Source organism: Tepidimonas aquatica (genome assembly GCF_007556585.1).
GTDB classification, from domain to species: domain Bacteria; phylum Pseudomonadota; class Gammaproteobacteria; order Burkholderiales; family Burkholderiaceae_C; genus Tepidimonas; species Tepidimonas aquatica.
This window is the reverse complement of the sequence record NZ_VJNA01000030.1, coordinates 14140-33725: the sequence shown is the minus strand read 5'-3', so window position 1 is coordinate 33725 and position 19586 is coordinate 14140. Positions and strand designations below refer to the sequence as shown.

Here is a 19586-nt window from a genome sequence, read left to right as displayed (position 1 = left end):
TGAGCACTTGAAGGTTGTCCAGCGACACATTGCCCCGCTGCCGCGGCAGGCAATCCTCGATACGCGCGAATTGCGCAGGCGTAAGTTCCATGCGCAGTATGTTAGCACGTAGTGTTAACAGGCCCTAGGACAACCCTTGGAGAGCTCTGTATGAAAAAGACTCTGATCGCCCTGGCTGCCGTCGCGGCCACCGGTGCGGCGTTTGCCCAGTCGTCCGTGACGCTGTACGGTACTGCGGACATCGTTCTGCACAAGGACAAGAACGCCCCCACCGAGCTGACCAGCGGTGGTTCCCCCCGTAAAAATATCCCCAATAGCCATTGGGGCATCAAGGGCGAGGAAGATCTGGGTGGCGGTCTGAAGGCCGGCTTCCTGTACGAGCAAAATATTAACCTCGACAACGGCACTGGCGGCCCTGGCTTTAACCGTCAAACCTACCTGAGCCTGTCGGGTGGCTTCGGCGAGATCAAGCTGGGCAAGATCTGGACGGCGTACGACGACATCGGTGTCGCCACCGAGGCGGCGTTCAACGACTACCTCCTGAGCCCGGTTGCCTTGATCTTCCAAAGCCAGTACAAGTACACCGCCAACCCGAACAACGGCTTCTACTACGCTTCGCCGTCGTTCGGTGGCTTCAGCGGTGCGTTCAGCACCAACCTGCGCGAAGGCGTGGCCGGCAGCCGTGTCTCGGCCTTCCACGTCAAGTACAAAGGTGGCCCGCTGTTCGTCGCGCTGGGTTACCAGGACGACGAGCCGAAGAATGAAAAGTACACCCGCATCGGCGCCTCGTATGATCTGGGTGTGGCCAAGCTGCTGGGCACCTACGGCCGCGCCAAGAACGCGGACGTGAATGAGTGGTCGGTCGGTGCGGACGTGCCGGTGGCCTCGAACCTGGTGGTGTCGGTGGGCTATGCGCGCAGCAAGCAAGATGGCATGAAGGCCGAGCAAGGCTGGAGCTTGGCGGCGGCGTATGCGCTGTCCAAGCGTACCACGGCTTATGCGGGCTACTTCGACGCCAACGCCGCCGCCGTCACGGGCCGTGCCGGTGCACCGGACAGCCGCTTCGGCGTCGGTCTGAAGCATACGTTCTGAGTCCCCAGCGGCCCGATCGGGCCGCATGCATCCACAGAACGACCGAAGCCGCGGAAAATACGCCGCGGCTTTTTTATGTGCGCCCGGCACGGGCGCACATAAAAAACAACCTCCCCAAGGAGGTTGTTTGAAATCGTGGCGGGCCCACAAGGGCCCTTCCCCTCCCCACTCAATGTGCCTTAGAAGCGATGGCGGACACCCACGGTGATGCCGGTACGGCTGCGTGCGCGGCTCTCCTTATCCAGCACGACCGCGCTGCCGCCGCTGATGCTGGTGCGGTCCACGCCGAAGTAGGCATCGGTGCGCTTGCTGAAGGCATAGTCCGCCACGGCCACGTAGAAGTTGGCGTTGCCGTTGAAAGCACCCGTGGCCGAGCCCGACTGCTTACCGCGGAAGTAGTGCGCGCCCAGGTTGAGCTGAGGAGTCAGCTGATAGCCCACGCCCACCTTGAACAGCTGGCGCTTGTTGGCGTCGCCCGGCTGGAAGCCGCCATTGGTCTGGCCGGCCCAGAATTGCCCCAGGATCGCTCCGTCGACGGTATTACGGACACCCTGGATCAGGTTGGTCACCTTAGCGTATTTCGCCTTGTTCAGGCCATAGCCTGTACTGAAGTACCACGGACCCGTGCGGTACGAACCGCCCAGAGTCCAGGCGTCTACGTCGGTGCCGCCTGGCAGCGTCGTGCGCATGTAGCCGCCGCCGACGGCAAACCCGCTCGCGGAGTAGCGCAGGTAGCCGCCAACCGTCTTCCAGGCGCCACCACCCAGGGTGCGTGCAACGTAGTCCTCCACTTGCGCCTCCGAGGGAGGCGGGTTAGTTTCCAATGCCTTGGTGTCGTTGTTCTCGTCAAACGAATATTGCAGCGAGCCTACGAAGCTGCGGTCCGGCGTTGCGAAGGTGTACTTCAGCATGTTGCTGGTACGCGCGCCCATGGCCATTCCCAACTCAGGCTTGTAGGCTTCCATGTAGGGGGAGTACGGGAACGAAGCGTAGGTGCTGGTCACCACGTCGAACAGGACATTGTACTGACGTCCGACAGTCAGGCGGCCATAAGGGCCTTGCAGACCCAGATAGGACAGTTGGAAGAAGGGGGTGGAAACACTGCCGTCATCGGCATTGAGACGGTTTTTCCAGCACCACCAGGGCCTTGGACCCGCCACCCAGGTCCTCCTCCACATTGATACCCCAGCGGCTTTGCGACATGCCGCCACCGATCATCCTCGTCAGGCCATCCTTGCCGGCACCTTCGTTGTTGGTGTGGCGCACGGCGGCATCCACGATACCCCACAGCTCCACCTTGCTGGTACCGGCGGACTGGGCCATTGCCACGCCCGCGCCGCACAGCGCCAGGGCAGCCACAATTTTCTTTTGCATACGACAGACTCCTCTTGGATTGAAGTTGTGCGCGAAAAACGATGGGGCGGTATGGCCCGGTCGGCATACTGCAGCCCGGTCGGCATACTGCAACGTTATGGTAGTCAATGGCGCCCTAGAAGCGAACGATCGTTAGAAAAAATTCGTGATTTTCGCCACAGGGGTTTTCCCTTGGTTGCCAGCGCGGCGCACAGGTTACCAAGGCTTTTCCGCGGTCCGTGGTTTTGGCGTGGCTGTTGCTGGCTCGGCCTCGGCGAGCGCCCCGAGAGTTGTGAATCAGCGATCCTGAAGCTCAAGCGCGCGCTGTCGGTGGTAGCGCCCGTCGCCCCGCGTAATCACCGTATCCTGCGGCAGCACGGCATCGGCCGGCAGGGTGTCCAGCCGGCCCACCTGTTCGTACAGCGGCGCGAAGTCGATCTCGGCCAGGCGCAGCAGGTCGTCCAGGCGGTCGAGCACGAAGTAGGTTTGCTGAAAGTCGTCGATGCGGTAGCGGGTGCGCATCACCCGCGCCAGATCGAAGCCCAGGCGGTGGGGTGAGGGGGATTCCAGGCAAAAGCGGCTTTCGGATGCGGAGGACACGATGCCTGCGCCGTAGATGCGCAGCGCGCCGGCCTCGCGCACCAGGCCAAACTCCACCGTGTACCAGTAGACGCGGGCCAGCATGTCCAGCGCACCCAGGCGCTGCGCCCGCAGGCCGCCGTGCCCGTAGGCCTGGATGAAGTCGGCCATGACCGGGTGCATCAGCATCGGCACATGGCCAAACACGTCGTGGAAGACGTCGGGCTCCTGGAGATAGTCCAACTGGTCGGCGCGGCGGATGAACTGCCCGGCGGGAAAGCGCCGGTGGGCCAGGTGCTCGAAAAAGACGTCGTCCGGCACCAGCCCCGGCACGGCGACCACCTGCCAGCCGGTGTGGCGCATCAGCACCTCGGACAGGCGCTCGAAGTCCGGGATGCGGTCGGGCTCGATGGGCAGGCGGCGCATGCCGTCGACGAAGGCGTCGCACGCCCGGCCGGGCAGCAGCGCCATCTGGCGTCGGTACAGCGTGGCCCAGGTGGCGTGTTCCTGCGGGGTGTAGGCGGACCAGTTTTGCGGGATGGTCCAGTCCGGGCTGTCCGGGCGGCCGGCCTCGCCGGCGGCCAGGCCGTGCAGGACGGTGTCAGCGGTTGCGCTCATCGATCGCCCCCATGGCCGGGGCGGTGGCATCGACCCAGTGCGCAAACGCGATGTCGCGCTCGGTCAGCCCCCCGGCATCGTGCGTGGAAAACAGGATGTCCACCCGGTTGTAGACGTTGAACCACTCCGGATGGTGGTCGCGGCGCTCGGCCTCCAGGGCGGCGCGTGTCATGAAGCCGAAGGCCGCGTTGAAGTCCGCAAAGCGCAGCGTCCGGCGGATGGCGTGCCGTTCGGCGTCGAACGTCCAGGCGGGCAACTGCGCAAGGGCGGCTTGCAGGGCGGGGCCTTCGAGCTTGGTCATGGTGGCTTTCCTTCTGGGGGGTCAGGCCGCGGCGGTCTCCACCTTGAGGGTGCCGCGGCGGATCTGGTCGCGCTCCAGGCTTTCGAACAGGGCCTTGAAGTTGCCCTCGCCAAAGCCCTCGTCGTTCTTGCGCTGGATGAACTCGAAGAACACCGGCCCGAGCAGCGGCTGGCTGAAGATCTGCAGCAGCAGGCGCTTGTCGCCCCCGGCGGTCGAGCCGTCGAGCAGAATGCCGCGTGCCTGCAGCTCAGCCACCGGCTCGCCATGGCTGGGCAGGCGCTCTTCCAGCATCTCGTAATAAATGTCGTTGGGCGCGGTCATCAGCGGCACGCCGGCCATCTGCAGGGCGTCCACGCTGGCCAGCAGGTCGTCCGTCAGCAGGGCGATGTGCTGGATGCCTTCGCCGTTGAACTGCATCAGGAACTCCTCGATCTGGCCGTTGCCGCCGGAGCCCCCTTCCTCGTTGAGCGGGATGCGGATCAGGCCGTCCGGCGCAGTCATGGCGCGGCTCTTGAGGCCCGTGTACTCGCCTTGGATGTCGAAGTAGCGGATCTCGCGGAAGTTGAACAGGCGCTCGTAAAACTGTGCCCAGTAGGCCATGCGCCCGCGGTAGACGTTGTGCGTGAGGTGGTCGATGACCTGAAAGCCATGCCCCACGGGGTGGCGGCTGGCCGGGTCCTCGAAGCCGGGCAGGAACTCGAAGTCGATGTCGTAGATGCTCTTGCCGTCCTCGTAGCGGTCGATCAGGTACAGCGGCGCGCCGCCGATGCCTTTGATCGCCGGCAGGCGCAGCTCCATCAACGGCATCTACTACGCGTCGCCGTCGTTTGGCGGCTTCAGCGGTGCCGTCAGCACCAACCTGCGCGAAGGCGTGGCCAACAGCCGTGTCTCGGCCTTCCACGTCAAGTACGAAGGTGGCCCGCTGTTCGTCGCGCTGGGCTACCAGGATGACGAGCTGACCAACGAGAAGTACACCCGCATCGGCGCGTCCTACGACCTGGGCGTGGCCAAGCTGCTGGGCACCTACGGCCGCGCCAAGAACGCGGATGTGGATGAGTGGTCGGTCGGCGCCGACGTGCCGGTCGCGACCAACCTGGTCGTGTCGGTTGGCTACGCGCAGAGCAAGCAAGACGGCGGCAAGGCCGAGCGTGGCGGCTGCCTACGCTCTGTCCAAGCGGACCACGGCGTACGCCGGCTTCTTTGACGCCAACGCCGCTGCCGTCAACGGCCGCGCCGGTGCCGCCGGTGCGCCGGACAGCCGCTTTGGCGTTGGTCTGAAGCACACGTTCTGAGCCCATACACTCCCAAGGGTTGTGACCGCTGGCGGGAAACCGCCAGCGGTTTTTTACATGACGTGGCTGCCTGCTGGGCTGGGTGAGTGGTGCCGCGGCGGTAAGGCCGGCGGAGCGTTGCGTTCATGACGCCGACCGGGCGGCAGGCAGCGGCTGGCGCCACGCCAGCGCCAACCACAGCGCCGCGAGCGCGGCGCCGCAGCTCAGCACGGTGCCGGGGCCGCCTTGGCGGGCGAGCCAACCACCCAGTGCGCCGCCGGCAAACAGGCCCAACGACTGCAGGGTGTTGTACACGCCCAGCGCCGCCCCACGTGCTTCCGCGGGGGCCAGGCGCGACACCAGGCTGGGCTGACTGGCTTCGAGCGTGTTGAAGCCGACGAAAAACACCATCAACCACCCCGTCAGGGCCGCCAGCGTGGCGCCGTGCATGTGCGACCAGGCCAGGCCGAGCTGGGCGGCCAGCAGCAGGCCGATGGCTGTGCGCAGCACCGCGCCCAGGTGGCCGCGGCGTTCCAACCGAAACAGCAGCCCGCCCATGATGGCGAACGACACCGCCAGTGCCGCCAGGTAAACCTGCCAATGTTGGCCTTGCGGCAAGCCCGCCTGCACCAGCAGCCCCGGCACCGTGACCCACATGGCCATCTGCAACGTGTGCAGCGCCAGCACCCCGCCATCCAGCCGCAGCAGCGCGGGGTGGGTCAGCACGGTGCGCCAGCCGCCGGTTCCTCGTGTTGCGGCCGGCCGCGCGGGCTCAGGGGGCACTACCCAAGCCACGGCGGCCATGCCCGCCAGGGTCAGCAGCGCGGTTAACACGAACAGACCACCCAGGCCGAGGGCGGCGGCCAGCGGTGGCGCCACCACCAGCGACAGCGCAAAACTCAGCCCGATGCTGGCACCCACCAGCGCCATCGCCTTGGTGCGTACCGCGTCGCGCGTGAGGTCGGCCAGCAGCGCCGTGACCGCCGCGGAAATGGCCCCCGCGCCTTGCACGGCGCGCGCCAGCGTCAGCCATGCCAGCGTCGGCGCCCACGCGGCCAGCAGGCTGCCGGCGGCGAACAGCGCCAAGCCCAGCAGGATGATGGGTTTGCGCCCGTAGCGATCGGATGCCCACCCCAGCGGGATTTGCAGCACCGCCTGCACCAGGCCGTAGATGCCCATGGCCAGCCCGACGCGGGCGGGGTCGTCGCCGCCCGGCAGCCGCACGGCTTCCAGCGCAAAGACCGGCAGCACCAGAAACAGCCCCAGCATGCGCAGCGCAAACACGCCCGCCAGCGCCAGGCTGGCGCGGCGTTCGTCGGGCAACATGCGGTGGGTGGCGGCGGTGGACTCGTCGGTCACGGGGGCGGTGGCGCCTGCGGTCATGGCACAACAACGTCAAGCCAAAGCCCGCATTGTGCCGCAGTGCGCCTACTCCCCACGGTGCAGTCCGAGTTGGCTGCGGTCTTTGATGGCGCTGCGGTAGGCGCCACAGCCCAAAATCAAGCCATTGGGCAACGGCACCACGTACGACGACTTGGCGCGCACCTGGCCGGTGACGGGGTTGACGATGTTGTATTCGACCCAGCCGCCACCCTGTTGCGCACGGTAGCGCACGTCCTCCATGAACTGCTCGGCGTCGATGCCGGGCGCATCGTGCACGCGGGTGCCGACCTTGGCGCGGTCCAGCCCCATGACGCGGTAGGTGCCGGCGTCGTCGAGCACGAAGATGTAAAGGTCACGGTCGACGAACGGCCCGTTTTTGTCGTGGAAGTCTTCGGCTGCGCGTTCGTAGCCGACCGCCTGGATGTGTTGCAGCGCCTTTTGCACGAGTTGGTAGGCCTCGTCGGCGGTGCCTTGGCGCAGCTTGATGTGGTGCACGGCTTCGTCCAGGTCGCGCGTGCGCTCCATCAAGCGGTTGGCGCGGTGCGTGGTGCGCTCCACCATGGCGGCGTTTTCGTAGGTGACCTTGTCGAGGTCGCCCACCGCCGCAACCACCTCTCTGAGCGCGGTGCTTTGCTGGCGGCTGGCGTCGGCCATTTCGCCGATGCGCGCGGCGATATCGCGAATGCCCTGCACCAACGCCTGCATGGCGTCGTTGACGCTGGCAATTTCGGTCACCGTGCTTTGCACGCGCTCGGCCGATTCGGCGATGAGCTGGCGCACCTCGTTGGCGGCTTCCTGGCTGCGTTGCGCCAGGCGGCGCACTTCGCTGGCCACGACGGCAAAGCCGCGGCCCGCTTCGCCGGCGCGCGCCGCCTCCACCGCGGCGTTGAGCGCCAGGATGTTGGTCTGGAACGCGATGCCGTCGATGGTGCCGATGATTTCGGTCATGCGCTGCGAGGTCGCCTGCAGCGAGCCCAGCCCCCCCATCGTGTGCTGCATCAGGCTGCTGGCGCGCTCGGTTTCACCATTGAGGTTGGTGGTCAGGCGCCGGATATCTTCGGCGGCTTCGGCATTGGTCTGCACCGTTTCGGCCACCGCGCGCACGTTGCTGGTGGCTTGCTCCAGGCTGGCGGCCTGGCTTTGCGTGCGCTCGGCCAACTGCTGGCTGTCGTGCACCAGTTGCAGCCCGACGTGGCCCAGCACCGCCGCCGCGCTGCGCACGTCGGCCACGAGTTCCGATAGGTGCTGCAGCATGTTGCTGAGCTGCTGGCTCACGGAGGCCATTTCGTCCGTGCCGGGCAGCACCGCGTCGCCGGTGAGGTCGCCTTCGGCCGCGCGGTCGATGGCGTCGTTGAGGTGCGTGAGGCCCCCCACCGTGGCGCGGTAAAACGCCACCATGCCGTAGGCGAGCAACAGCAGCACCAGCGCGCAGCCGGCCGTCACCAGCGCGATGTCGCGCTGCAGCGCAGCCGTGCGCGCCGCCCACTGCGCGTCCAGCGCTTCGCCCAATTCGTCTTCCAGCGCGCGCTGCGCCTGCAGGGTGCGTGTGGCCAGTTCGTAAAAATCTTTGGCGTCCACCGTCATCGCGGCGGTCTTGAGGTGCGCCGCCGTGGTGCGGATAAGCTCGTCAGTGTTACTGCGAAAGGCCGACCATCCGGCCGGCGGTGGGGCGCCGTGGCGCTGCAGCGATTCGACACGCTCTTGCAGCGCGGGCAGCAGGGCTTCAATTTGGTCCGCTGCGCTGGCTTGCCGCACCATGTTGGAGATGATGATCGAGTCGGTCCTCGCGTCCGGGTGCAGCAGCATGGCGGTGGCGCGACCGCGCAGCTGGCTGGCCAGCTCGCCCACCGGCGGCAGCCCTTCGTAGGCCAGCGTGGCGCGGTGCGCGGCCAGCGCATCGACGTCGCGCTGCACGCCGGTGGCGTCGGCGATCCAGCCGGCCAGCCGTTGCAGCCGCACCAGCTGCTGGGTGGCGTCGGCGTGTCGCACCGAAGGCGGACGCTGGGCGTCTTGCAGCAGCGCTTGCAATTGCTCGCGCAGCGGGTTCCACAGGCCGTCGGTCTTCCACTCGGGGTGGCTGGCCAGCAGCGTGTCCAGTGCTTCGAGCGCTTGCTGACTGCGCTGTGCGGCTTGCTGCGCCGGCGCCTGGTAGGTTGCTTGCCCCGCCGCGGCCACGTCGGCGGCGTCGCGCCAGTCCTGCACCGCGTGCACGAGCGTTTGCGTGGCCCGCACCGCCTGCAGCCCCGCGCGCGCGGTTTGCGTGGTGTGCAGGCCGCGCCAGCTGTCCATCACCAGCAGCCAGGCTACGATGGCCAACGGCACCGCCACCACAGCGGCCATGCCCAACATTTTGGCCGGCATCGACAGCCGCTGCAGCAGCGCCACGGCCGGGTAAAACACGTCTTTGCGCATGGGCATTAGTATCGGTCATCGGCGCGACATGCCCCAACCAGGAAAACTCCAAGCGTTGTCACGCACTGGGCCGCTTCAGCGGGCTGGCGTGCCCAACCGCGTGCAGCAGCGCCCGCCCCGTGGCGGGGCGTGGGCGGCGTCGGGTGCCGATGAAGTTGGCTCAGGCGGCCAGCGCGGCGCGCATTTGGTCGATGACGGCCTTGTAGTCGGGCTTGCCAAAGATGGCGCTGCCGGCCACGAAGGTGTCGGCGCCGGCATCAGCCACGCGGCGGATGTTGTCGGCCTTGATGCCGCCGTCCACCTCGAGCCGGATATCCTTGCCGCAGGCCTCGATGCGGCGGCGCGCCTGCTCGACCTTGCGCAGCGCGCTGTCGATGAAGCTCTGGCCGCCAAAGCCGGGGTTGACGCTCATGATCAGAATCAGGTCCAGGTCGTCGATGACCCAGTCGAGCACGTCCAGCGGGGTGGCCGGGTTGAACACCAGCCCGACTTGGCAGCCGCGCGCCTTGATGGCCTGGATGCTGCGGTGCACGTGGGTGCTGGCGTCGGGGTGGAAACTGATGAGGTCGGCGCCAGCGTCGGCAAACATCTGCGCCAGCGCATCCACCGGCTGCACCATCAGGTGCACGTCCAGCGGCACCGCGCGCCCATCCGGCGTGACGCAGTGCGGCTTGAGCGCCTGCGCCACCGCCGGCCCGATGGTCAGGTTGGGCACGTAGTGGTTGTCCATCACGTCGAAGTGGATCCAGTCGGCGCCGGCGGCGATGACGGTGCGCACTTCTTCACCCAAGCGGGCGAAGTCGGCCGACAGGATGGAGGGGGCGATGCGGTAGGCGGGCATGGCAGGCTTGCGGTGGTTGGGAAACTTTGTTACAGCCGCGATTGTCGCAAGAAGCCAATGACCGTGCATCATGGTACAAACCCCGCATGACCGACCAGCGCGATATTCAGCTTGAGCCAGTACCCGAGGCGGTGCTGTGGGCGCCGACAGAGGGCGATATTGCCCAGTGCAACCTGTGGTTGAAGGGGGTGGCGGGCTGGCTGCGGGCCGCGGGCAACGTTGCGCACAGCCGGCGTCGCTTCGAGGCCTGGGTGCAGCAGTTGCAGCAGCAACCCGAGGCGGCCCGAGCGCTGCGTGCCTGGTGGGGGCGCTGGGTGGCCGAGATTGAGCTCGATGTGGTGCTGGCCGAGGCGGGTGTGGCACAGCGCTGGGAGTTTTGGTCCGAGCTGGGGCGGCGCGTGCGCGCGCGTCTGCTGCCGGTGGCGCCCACCACGACCAATGCGCTGGTGCTGCTGCCCTGGGTGTTTGACGACCCGCGTGATACCCGCTGGTTGTTGGCGCTGCCACGTACGGCGTTGCAGCAACTGGTGGCCATGTTGCACGGCGCTGAGTCGCCGGTGTCTGCTCAGGGGTGGCGTCAGGTGGTGTGGCGCGCGTTGCAGCGCTGCATCGTGCACCTGGCGGCGGGCGCCATGGAGCCAGAGTTGCGCATGCGCATGTCGCCGCCGGCGCGCGAGGCGGTGCTGTGGGGTGATTGGCCCCGCGTGTTGCACCAAGCCCAGCAAGCGTTGCAGCAGGCACCGGCTGGCCAGCAGCTCACGCCCGCCGCGCTGGAGGAGCTACGGCAAGCCATCGTTTCGGCACGCCATGCGGCGTACACGGCGTACGCGCACCTGGAGGAGCATGGCGTTTCGACGGTCGTGGTGTTTCGCTTGCGTCAATTGCGCCAGTACTCGATGCGTGCCCAAGAGTTGCTGCGCGTGCTGGGCAGCCCGCAGCCGGCACGGGCGCTGCAACATATGCTCGCCAGACTGGTGGCGCAGGCACACGACACTCGCTCGGTGCGGGCGTTGCTGGCGCAGACGTCGCAAATGTTGGCCGAACGTGTGTCGCAGCGCAGCGCCGAGACGGGCGAGCACTACATCACCCGCAATGCTGCCGAATACCGGGCGATGTTGCTGCGTGCCGCCGGCGGTGGCGCGGTGCTGGGGCTGACGACGTGGTGCAAGTTTGCACTGGGTTCGCTGGGGTTGGCTGCGTTCTGGGCGGGGTTGGCCGCGGGCATGAACTACGCGTTTTGGTTTGTGGTGATCATGCTGTTGCACCTGACCGTGGCCACCAAACAGCCCGCCATGACGGCACCGGCGATGGTCAAGCGCCTCAAGGCCCTGCACAGCCGCGAAGCGGTGCTGCGCTTTGTGGACGAGGTAGCGCACTTGGTGCGCTCGCAAGCGGCGGCGGTGCTGGGCAACGTGCTGGCGGTGGTGCCCGCGGTGCTGCTGTTGCACATGGCCAGCGTGGCGTGGTGGGGGCAGCCCATGATCGACACCGCCGTGGCCAACGAGGTGGTGGCCAAGCATCAGCTGTGGGGGCCGACGCTGCTGTACGCCGCAGGTACGGGTGTGTTGTTGTTTGTCAGCAGCCAAATTGCGGGCTGGGTGGAAAATGCTTTTGTGGTGCACCGGCTGCACGATGCGTGGATGCACCACCCAGGCTGGATCCGCTGGCTTGGGGCGGCGCGTGCGCGGCGCTGGGCGCTGTGGCTGCGCGGCCACGTGTCGGGCTTGGCGGCCAACATTTCGCTGGGCTTGCTGCTGGGGCTGGTGCCGGTGGTGCTGCAGTTTTTTGGTCTGCCGTTTGATGTGCGGCACGTCACCCTGGTGACGGGGCAGTTGACCGCCGCGCTGGCCTCGATAGGCCCAGAGGCCTGGGGGCGCCTCGATGTGTGGTCGGCCGTGGCGGCGACGCTGCTCGTGGGGCCGATCAACGTCGCGGTGAGCTTTTACCTGGCGCTGCGGCTGGCCATGCGGGCGCAAAATGTCAACGCGGTCAACCGTGGCCGCATCATGCAAGCGCTGCGGCACCGTTGGCGGCGCGCGCCGTGGAGTTTTGTGTGGCCGCCCAAGGTGGTGGCAGGGGCGCCGAGTGAGCGAGTTTGATCTGATCGCGCGCCACTTTTGGCGCCCTACGCAGGGGCAGTCGGGTGTGCTGCTGGGCAATGGTGATGACTGCGCGTTGCTGGCACCGGCGCCGGGCATGGCGCTGGCGGTCAGCTGCGATATGCTGGTGGCGGGGCGGCATTTTTTGCCCGATGTGGATCCGCAGGCGCTGGGGCACAAGGCGCTGGCGGTCAACCTGAGCGACCTGGCGGCGATGGGTGCGCGCCCGCTGGCATGCACGCTGGCACTGGCCTTGCCGAGCGTGCCCGACGAGGCCTGGCTGGCGGGCTTGGCGCGGGGCTTGCTGGCGTTGGCCGACGCGCACGGCTGCGCGCTGGTGGGCGGGGACACGACGGCGGGGCCGCTCAACCTGTGCCTGACGGTGCTGGGCGAGGTGCCGCCGGCGCACGCCAGCCGCCGCAGCGCCGCACAGCCCGGCGATGACGTATGGGTGAGCGGCGCCTTGGGCGAAGCGCGCCTGGGGCTGGCGCTGCTGCGCGGCGAGTTGGACCTGCAAGGCCCGGGCACCGAGGCCGCGCGCGAGCACCTGTTGCGGCCCCAGCCGCGCGTGGCGCTGGGGCTGGCGCTGCGCGGACTCGTGCACGCCGCGGTGGACGTCAGCGACGGCCTGCTGGCCGACCTGGGGCACATCCTGGCCGCGGCGGGCGTGGCGGCACAGGTGGACGTGGACGCGCTGTTGACCCACGCCGTGCCGCCCGCGGTGCGCGCGCTGCCGCCGGCCACCGCCCTGACGTACGCGCTGGCTGGCGGGGACGATTACGAATTGGTGTTCACCGCCGACCCCGCGCAGCGCGAGGCGGTGCTGGCCGCCGCGCGGCGCGCTGGCACGCCGGTGGCGCGCATCGGGCGCATCGTGCCAGGGGCGCCGGCGGCGCACCCGCTGGCCGACGGCGCGGGGCGCGTGCAACTGGTGGACGGTGGCGGAGCCCCATACACCTTGCCGGCCGGCGTGCGGCTGGCGGGGTTTGACCACTTCGCTACCATAGAGCCATGAGCACCTTTGCCGCCCCCGCGCCCGAACAGGCCCACCCCGCCGCTGAGGACACGCCCCGCCCGGCGGCCTCGGTGGTGCTGTTGCGCGACAGCCCAGCCGGGCTGGAGGTGTTGCTGCTGCGTCGCGCCGGCGGCGCGCGCGAGCTGGGCGGGATGTACGTTTTTCCCGGGGGCAAGGTGGACCCCGACGACGCCGACGAGCGCTGGCGCGGCTGGCTGGGCGCGGACGACACCACGCTGCGCGCGCGCCTGGGCGAGCCGGGGCTGGACGCGGCGCTGGCACGCGCCCTGTACGTGGCGGCGGCGCGCGAGCTGCGCGAGGAGGCCGGTGTGGCGCTGCCAGGGGCGCAGACCTTGCGGCCGTGGGCGCGCTGGATCACGCCGCGCAACCCGGTGGTGGGGGCGCAGCGTTTTGACACGCGGTTTTTTCTGGCGCGGCTGCCCGCCGGAGCCGAGATGCAGCGCGACACCTTCGAGACCACCGCGGCGTTGTGGACCACGCCGCAGCAGGCGCTGCAGCGCTACTGGGCGCGCGAGTTGGAGCTGATCCCGCCGCAACTGATGGGGTTGGCACACTTGGCGCGCCACGCCACCGTGGACAGCGTGTGGGACGAGGCGGGCCGGCGCATGCCACCGTGCGTGGAGCCGGTGCAGTTTCGCGACGGTGAGCACCGCGCGATGTGCTACCCCGGCGATCCGCAGCACCCGGTGCGCGAGCGCGCCTTGCCTGGGCCGACACGGCTGCGATTGGTCGACGGGCGCTTCGAGCCGTACGACGGCTGGCAGGGGTGGTGGGCATGAGCGCGCCGCGTGACGAACCGCTGCCCTGGCCGGTGCCGTCGGCGCGTTTCATGCTGGCGCGCCTGTCGCACCTGGTGGCGTTGGGCTTTGGGGCGGGCTTGGCGCGCATCGCGCCGGGCACCGTGGGCACGCTGTGGGGCTGGGCGGCGTTCGTGGTCATCGACGCGCTGGCGGCGCCGGGCGACTTCGGGTGGGCCGTCATCATCGCCGCGGCGCTGCTGCTGGGGTGGTGGGCGGCCACGGCCACCGCGCGCCGCACCGGCATCGCCGACCCCGGCTTTGTCGTCATCGACGAGATCGTGGCCATCTGGCTGGTGCTGTGGGTGGCGGCGCCGCAGGGGCTGCTGGGGCAGGCGGTGTGCTTTGGGCTGTTTCGGCTGTTCGACGCGGCCAAGCCCGGGCCGGTGGCGTGGGCGGACCAAGCGTTCAAGGGGTCTGGCTGGCGCGGTGGCTGGGGCGTGATGTTCGACGACCTGGTGGCCGCAGGCTGCACGCTGCTGGCGCTGGCGCTGTGGCGCCACCTGGTGGGAGGGGGATGAGGGTGACGCAGGTCGAGTCAGCGCTGTGGTTGCCGCACGACGTGTGGGGGCTGGTGGACGCGCTGGCCGATGCGCTGCGCGCGCACGGTTGGCGCATGGCCAGCGCGGAGAGCTGCACCGGCGGGTTGGTGGCCGCGGCGTGCACAGCGCGCGCCGGCTCCAGCGACTGGTTCGAGCGCGGCTGGGTCACCTACGCCAACGCGGCCAAGGTCGAGGAGCTTGGCGTGCCGGTGGCGCTGCTGGACGCGCACGGCGCCGTCAGCGAGCCGGTGGCACGCGCCATGGCGGCCGGGGCGGCGCAGCGGGCGGGGGTGCCTGCAGCGTTGGCCATCACCGGGGTCGCTGGGCCCACGGGGGGCAGTGCCGCCAAACCGGTGGGTACGGTGTGGTTGGGCTGGAGCGTTGCGGGCACGGTCAGCGCGCACGGCCACCGCTTTGACGGCGACCGAGCGGCGGTGCGGGGCCAGGCCGCTGTGGCCGCCCTGCAGGGGTTGCTGCAGCGGCTGCGGGCGGTTGCCTGACCGGATCGGCACGTCAAGCGCCACAGCACTTTTTGTACTTCTTGCCGCTCCCGCATGGGCACGGGTCGTTGCGACCGGGTTCGTGGGCCTTGCGCACCGTCGGCACGGGCGGCCCCAGTTCCTGGCTGATGTCGTGCAGCGTGTACGCGGCCCACACGGCAGCCCCCAGCAAGTCCAGCCGCGCCGCCGAGTAGCCCACAGGGCCGTCCTCGTCGTCCGGCAGGGGGGTGTCGGTGTCGTCTTCGAGCAACGCCATGATGTCGCGCAGGGCCGCTTCCCAGGCGTCGGCCAGTTCACGCTCGCGCGGCGTTTTCCAGTCGTCGGGCCACGCGGCCACCGCGTCGAGAAAGCCGACGGCCCAGTACTGGCCGATGGGCGGCAGTGTGGGGCCGACTTCCTGCTCCATCGCGGCGCGCTGCTCGGGCGGCAACTGCGCCGCCCAGCCGCGCAGGTCTTGCCACGCGGGCTGCAGCGTGCGCGGGTCGTCCAGCGTGTCCACCGGGGCCTGCAGTGCCTCGGCGATCTCATGCTGGCGGCGCTGCCACAGCTGCACAAAGGTTTGCAACTGCGCGTCGTCGCGGAACTGCGCCGCGCCAAAGCCGGGCGGGCTGCCGGGCTCGTGGCCAAACAGCACGGGGAAATATTCGCTCGGCGCCGGCCTGCGGCGGCCGCACAGCAGCGCGGTCAGAAAGCCGTCGCAGTACTCCCAGTCCTGCGGCAAGCCGGCGTCGGGCGCGCGCGCGTCCAGGTCCAGCAAGATCTCGTTGAGGGTGTCGTAGTCGGCGTCGGCCAGGGGGGCAGGGGTATCCATGGCGGCAGTGTAGCGTGGCCGGTTGCGCGCCGGGTTAGACTGGCGCCATGGAGCCTGACCAGGATCTGTTGGCCCAAGGGCCGGCCCCGCTGCCGGCGGCGGCGCTGCGGCTGCGCGTCGACCCCGCGGCGCTGGGGTTTGAAGACACCGACGAGCTGATCGGCGAGCCGCTGCCCTGGATTGGGCAGGAGCGCGCGCAAACCGCGGCGCGCTTTGGGTTGGCGCTCGATCAGCCACGCCACCACCTGTTCGTGCTGGGCGAGGTGGGCACCGGCCGCGCCACGCTGCTGCAGCAGGAAATGCGCGCCGTGGCCGCGCAGCGCCCGGTGCCGCCGGACCTTTGCTACCTGCACAACTTCGAAAACCCGCAGCAGCCGCGGGCGCTGCGCCTGCCGGCGGGGCAGGGGCGGGCGCTGCGCCAGCGCATGCAGGAGCTGGTGCGCACGCTGCAGGCCGACATCCCCAAGCGCCTGAGCGAGCCCAGCTTCAAGGCGGCGCTGTCGGCGCTGGAGAAAAACTACGCCGACCGCGAGGCGCAGGCCTACGCGGAGCTGGCGGCGTTTGCACGGCAGCGTCACTTTGCGCTGCGCCGCGAAGGGGGGCAGCTGATCTTCACGTTGATCGACGAGCAGGGCGAGCCGCTGGCGGCGGAGGACCTGGCGGCGCTGGACGACGCGCACCGGCGCGCCTACGACGACGGCGAGCGCGAACTGCGCGCCGAGATCCTGCGCTTTCTGGAGGTGACCGCACCGCTGGAGCGTGCGCTGCGCGAGGGCGTCGAGGCGCTGCGCCGCCAGGCCGTCAAGCCGTTGCTGGAGCGCGAGCTGGGGGCGGTGCGCCAGGCGCTGCGCAAGCAGTTCAAGGACGCGCGCAAGCTCAACCAATGGCTGGATGGCATCGCCACCGACGTGCTGGACAACCTGGCGTTGTTCGAACCCGGCGACGCCGAGGACGAACCCGAGCGCAAGGAGGCGCTGGAGCGGCGGCTGCAGCGCTACCGCGTCAACCTGGTGGTGGACAACGCCGACACCCAGGGCGCGCCGGTCATCGTCGAAAACAACCCGCTGTACCGGCCGCTGTTTGGCAGCATCGAGTACCAGACCGACAACGACGTGCTGGTGACGGACTTCAGCCGCATCCGCGCCGGCAGCCTGCTGCGCGCGCACGGTGGCTTTTTGATGCTGCACCTGCGCGACCTGGTGGCCGACGAGCTGGTGTGGGAAAAACTGCGCCGCTTTTTACGCAGCACGCGACTGCAGATCGAAGAGCCGGGCACGATGTTTTCCGCGCTGGCCACCACCTCGCTGGAGCCGGAGGCGGTGGATGTGGACGTCAAGATCGTGCTCATCGGCACGCACGAGCAGTACTACGCGCTGCAGGAAGGTGACCCGGAGTTCGCGCGCCACTTCCGTGTCAAGGTGGACTTTGCCGACAGCTTCAAGGCCAACGTCGACACCTGGCGCGCCACCGGGGTGTTCGTGGCGCACACGGCGCAGCGCCGTGGTCTGCCGGCGTTCACAGCCGACGCGGTGGCTGCGCTGATCGAAGACAGCCACCGCGAGGCCGAAGACCGCACGCGCCAAAGCGCCGTGTTTGCCCGCACCGAAACGCTGGTCATCGAAGCCGCGCAGCACGCCCGCGCGCGCGGGGCGCGGCGCGTCGAGCGCCGCGACGTGCAGCAGGCCATCGCGGCACGCAACCGCCGCCACGACGGGCCCGACGAGCGGCTGCGCGCCACCATCGCCGAGGGCGACCGCGTCGTGCACCTGAGCGGCGCGCGCATCGGCCAGCTCAACGGCTTGTCGGTCATCGACCTGGGCGACTACCGCTTTGGGCTGCCCATGCGCGTGGCCGCGCGCACCGTGCCCGGCACCGAAGGGCTGCTCAACATCGAGCGCGAGGTGGGCTTTTCGGGCCCGATCCACGACAAGGCAGTGCTGATTCTGCACAGCTACCTGTCGGCGCTGCTGGCGCCGTTGGCCCCGCTGGCGCTGAGTGCCTCGATCGTCTTCGAGCAAGAGTACGTCGGCGTCGAGGGCGACTCGGCCTCGTGCGCCGAGTTTTTCGCGCTGTTGTCGGCGTTGAGTGGCGTGCCGCTGCACCAAAGCATCGCGGTGACCGGCGCCATCAACCCCTTTGGCGAGGTGCTGCCCATCGGCGGTGTCAACGAAAAGATCGAGGGATTTTTCCGCGTCTGCGCCGCGCATGGTCTGGATGGCTCGCACGGCGTCATCATCCCGGCGCGCAACCGCCGCCACCTGGTGCTCGACGACGACGTCTGCGTGGCGGTCGAGCGGGGGCTGTTCCACGTGTGGGCCATCGACCACGTGGCCGAGGGCATGACGCTGCTGACCGGCGTGCCGTTTGGCCTGGACGACCCGCGCGCGGCCACCGTCCCGCTGGCCCCGGATGGCCAGCCGACCTACGCACCAGGCTCGGTGCTGGCACGCGCCGCCGAGACGCTGCGCGCCTACCGCCGCGCCTGCCTGCGCGCCGGCAACCCGCGCGCGTGGCGCGGGCGGGGGTGACCCCCTCGCCCTCAGGCCCGCATCAACGCTTCGATCGCGTCGGCCTGCACCGGGACGTCGCGGGTGATCAGCTCGCAGCCGGTGTCGGTGACGATGGCGTCGTCCTCGATACGGATGCCGATGTTCCAGTAGTCGCGGGGCACGTCGTCGGCGGGACGCACGTACAGGCCGGGCTCGATGGTCAGCACCATGCCTGGGCGCAGAATGCGTGCGGGGCGGTTGGTGATGATTTCGCCACTCAGCGGGTCGCGGCGCTGGCTGGCGTGGCCGATGTCGCTGGGCTCGACGTAGCTGCCGACGTCGTGCACGTCCAGGCCCAGCCAGTGGCCGGTGCGGTGCATGTAAAAGCGAAAGTAGGCGCGCTGCTCGATGGCGTCGTCCACGCTGCCGACCTTGCGGCGGTCCAGCAGGCCTACCTCCAGCATGCCTTCGGTGAGCACGCGCACGGCGGCGTCGTGCGCGTCGGTGAAGCGCGCGCCGGGGCGGGTGGCGTCGATGGCGGCTTGCTGCGCCGCCAGCACGATGTCGTACAGGCGCCGCTGGGCTGGGCGAAAACGCCCGTCGGCGGGGAAGGTGCGCGTGATGTCGCTGGCGTAGCCATCGAGTTCGCACCCGGCGTCGATGAGCACGAGCTCGCCGGCGCGCACGGGCGCGGCGTCGGCGCGGTAGTGCAGCACGCAGGCGTTGGCGCCGGCCGCCACGATGCTGCCGTAGGCGGGGTGTTGCGAGCCATGGCGGCGGAAGGTGTGCAGCAGCTCCGCGTCCAGGTGGTACTCGCGCACCTCGTCGCCAGCGCGCAGGCGTTGGGCGCACACCTGCATCGCGCGCACGTGCGCTTGGGCGCTGATGCGCGCGGCGCGGCGCATCAGGTCAAGCTCGTGCGCGTCTTTGATGAGGCGCATCTCGTCCAACAGGCTGCACAGGTCGCGCTGGGCGTCGGGGCACAGCACGCCGTAGCGCACGCGCGCGCGCACCCGTTGCAGCCAGCCGTCGATGCGCCCCTCCAGCCCGGGGTGGGTGGCAAACGGCCACCACACCGTGCGGCGGTTTTCCAGCAACGCGGGCAAGCGCTGGTCGAGCTCGTCCACCGGGTAGGCCTCGTCCACCCCCAGCGCCGCCGGCGCGGCGGCGGGCCCCAGACGGTAGCCGTCCCAGATTTCGCGCTCCAGGTCCTTGGGCTGGCAAAACAGGATGCTGCGCCCCTCGGCCGTGAGCACGAGCCAGGCGCGCGGCTCGGCAAAGCCGGTCAGGTAGTAAAAGTAGCTGTCGAAGCGAAAGAGGTATTCACTGTCGCGGTTGCGCAGCCGCTCGGGCGCGGTGGGGACGATGGCGATGCCGCCCTCGCCCAGTTGGGCGGCCAGGCGCTGGCGGCGTTGCCCGTACAGGTGCACGTGCGGGATGGGGCTGGTCATGGCCCGATGAT

At 69.1% G+C, this 19586-nt stretch carries 15 protein-coding genes and 2 pseudogenes; 8 read left to right on the top strand and 9 right to left on the bottom strand.

Annotated features, from left to right (window positions below):
• Window positions 1–150 precede the first annotated feature (150 nt).
• Window positions 151–1092, top strand: a complete 942-nt coding sequence (locus tag Taqua_RS10685) for a porin (protein ID WP_144326639.1) — start codon at window positions 151–153, stop codon at window positions 1090–1092.
• Between the two features lie 179 nt (window positions 1093–1271).
• Here the strand turns inward: Taqua_RS10685 and Taqua_RS10680 are convergent.
• From Taqua_RS10680 to hppD, 4 genes and pseudogenes are all read right to left on the bottom strand, one after another.
• Window positions 1272–2466 (bottom strand): annotated as a pseudogene (locus tag Taqua_RS10680) (porin).
• A gap of 276 nt (window positions 2467–2742) precedes the next feature.
• Window positions 2743–3642 carry a phenylalanine 4-monooxygenase gene (gene phhA, locus Taqua_RS10675; RefSeq protein ID WP_144326638.1) on the bottom strand — a complete coding sequence of 300 codons (900 nt, stop codon included), beginning with the start codon at window positions 3640–3642 and terminating at the stop codon, window positions 2743–2745.
• The gene (locus Taqua_RS10670) at window positions 3626–3943 is read right to left on the bottom strand and encodes a 4a-hydroxytetrahydrobiopterin dehydratase (protein WP_144326637.1); all 318 of its coding nucleotides are present in this window, start codon (window positions 3941–3943) and stop codon (window positions 3626–3628) included. The genes phhA and Taqua_RS10670 overlap by 17 nt, the downstream gene beginning before the upstream one ends.
• A 21-nt stretch (window positions 3944–3964) precedes the next feature.
• Window positions 3965–4741, bottom strand: a pseudogene (gene hppD / locus Taqua_RS10665) (4-hydroxyphenylpyruvate dioxygenase); the annotation flags it as partial.
• On the opposite strand from hppD, the gene Taqua_RS10660 reads away from it, so the two are divergent.
• A complete protein-coding gene (locus Taqua_RS10660) occupies window positions 4710–5147 on the top strand; it encodes a porin (protein WP_144326636.1) in 438 nt (145 codons plus the stop codon). The pseudogene hppD and the gene Taqua_RS10660 sit on opposite strands and share 32 nt — an antisense overlap.
• 211 nt (window positions 5148–5358) lie before the next feature.
• Here Taqua_RS10660 and Taqua_RS10655 read toward each other — a convergent pair whose 3' ends face one another.
• The 3 genes from Taqua_RS10655 to rpe all read right to left on the bottom strand — a co-directional run bounded on the left by Taqua_RS10655 (window position 5359) and on the right by rpe (window position 9850).
• On the bottom strand, window positions 5359–6540 hold the full coding sequence (locus tag Taqua_RS10655; RefSeq protein ID WP_144326642.1) for an MFS transporter: 1182 nt from the start codon (window positions 6538–6540) through the stop codon (window positions 5359–5361).
• A gap of 102 nt (window positions 6541–6642) precedes the next feature.
• Window positions 6643–9015 (bottom strand): methyl-accepting chemotaxis protein, encoded by a 2373-nt coding sequence (locus tag Taqua_RS10650; RefSeq protein WP_144326635.1) that lies wholly within the window; start codon window positions 9013–9015, stop codon window positions 6643–6645.
• Between the two features lie 154 nt (window positions 9016–9169).
• Entirely contained in the window at window positions 9170–9850 is a 681-nt protein-coding gene (gene rpe, locus Taqua_RS10645) for a ribulose-phosphate 3-epimerase (protein ID WP_144326634.1), read from the bottom strand.
• A gap of 86 nt (window positions 9851–9936) precedes the next feature.
• On the opposite strand from rpe, the gene Taqua_RS10640 reads away from it, so the two are divergent.
• The 5 genes from Taqua_RS10640 to Taqua_RS10620 are packed head-to-tail and all read left to right on the top strand — an operon-like array spanning window position 9937 to window position 14824.
• On the top strand, window positions 9937–11949 hold the full coding sequence (locus tag Taqua_RS10640; protein WP_144326633.1) for a recombinase: 2013 nt from the start codon (window positions 9937–9939) through the stop codon (window positions 11947–11949).
• Complete coding sequence (gene thiL, locus Taqua_RS10635) at window positions 11936–12964, top strand: thiamine-phosphate kinase (RefSeq protein WP_132962240.1); 1029 nt, start codon at window positions 11936–11938, stop codon at window positions 12962–12964. The genes Taqua_RS10640 and thiL overlap by 14 nt, the downstream gene beginning before the upstream one ends.
• Complete coding sequence (locus Taqua_RS10630; protein ID WP_144326632.1) at window positions 12961–13764, top strand: NUDIX hydrolase; 804 nt, start codon at window positions 12961–12963, stop codon at window positions 13762–13764. The genes thiL and Taqua_RS10630 overlap by 4 nt, the downstream gene beginning before the upstream one ends.
• Window positions 13761–14303 carry a phosphatidylglycerophosphatase A family protein gene (locus tag Taqua_RS10625; protein ID WP_144326631.1) on the top strand — a complete coding sequence of 181 codons (543 nt, stop codon included), beginning with the start codon at window positions 13761–13763 and terminating at the stop codon, window positions 14301–14303. Before Taqua_RS10630 ends, Taqua_RS10625 begins: the two co-directional genes overlap by 4 nt.
• Window positions 14300–14824 carry a CinA family protein gene (locus Taqua_RS10620; RefSeq protein ID WP_144326630.1) on the top strand — a complete coding sequence of 175 codons (525 nt, stop codon included), beginning with the start codon at window positions 14300–14302 and terminating at the stop codon, window positions 14822–14824. Before Taqua_RS10625 ends, Taqua_RS10620 begins: the two co-directional genes overlap by 4 nt.
• Window positions 14825–14837: 13 nt before the next feature.
• Here Taqua_RS10620 and Taqua_RS10615 read toward each other — a convergent pair whose 3' ends face one another.
• The gene (locus Taqua_RS10615; protein WP_144326629.1) at window positions 14838–15635 is read right to left on the bottom strand and encodes a YecA/YgfB family protein; all 798 of its coding nucleotides are present in this window, start codon (window positions 15633–15635) and stop codon (window positions 14838–14840) included.
• Window positions 15636–15682: 47 nt separating this feature from the next.
• Between Taqua_RS10615 and Taqua_RS10610 the strand changes: the two genes are divergently transcribed.
• Entirely contained in the window at window positions 15683–18163 is a 2481-nt protein-coding gene (locus tag Taqua_RS10610) for a Lon protease family protein (RefSeq protein ID WP_144326628.1), read from the top strand.
• Window positions 18164–18174: 11 nt separating this feature from the next.
• Here Taqua_RS10610 and Taqua_RS10605 read toward each other — a convergent pair whose 3' ends face one another.
• On the bottom strand, window positions 18175–19575 hold the full coding sequence (locus Taqua_RS10605; protein ID WP_144326627.1) for an aminopeptidase P N-terminal domain-containing protein: 1401 nt from the start codon (window positions 19573–19575) through the stop codon (window positions 18175–18177).
• Window positions 19576–19586: the final 11 nt, after the last annotated feature.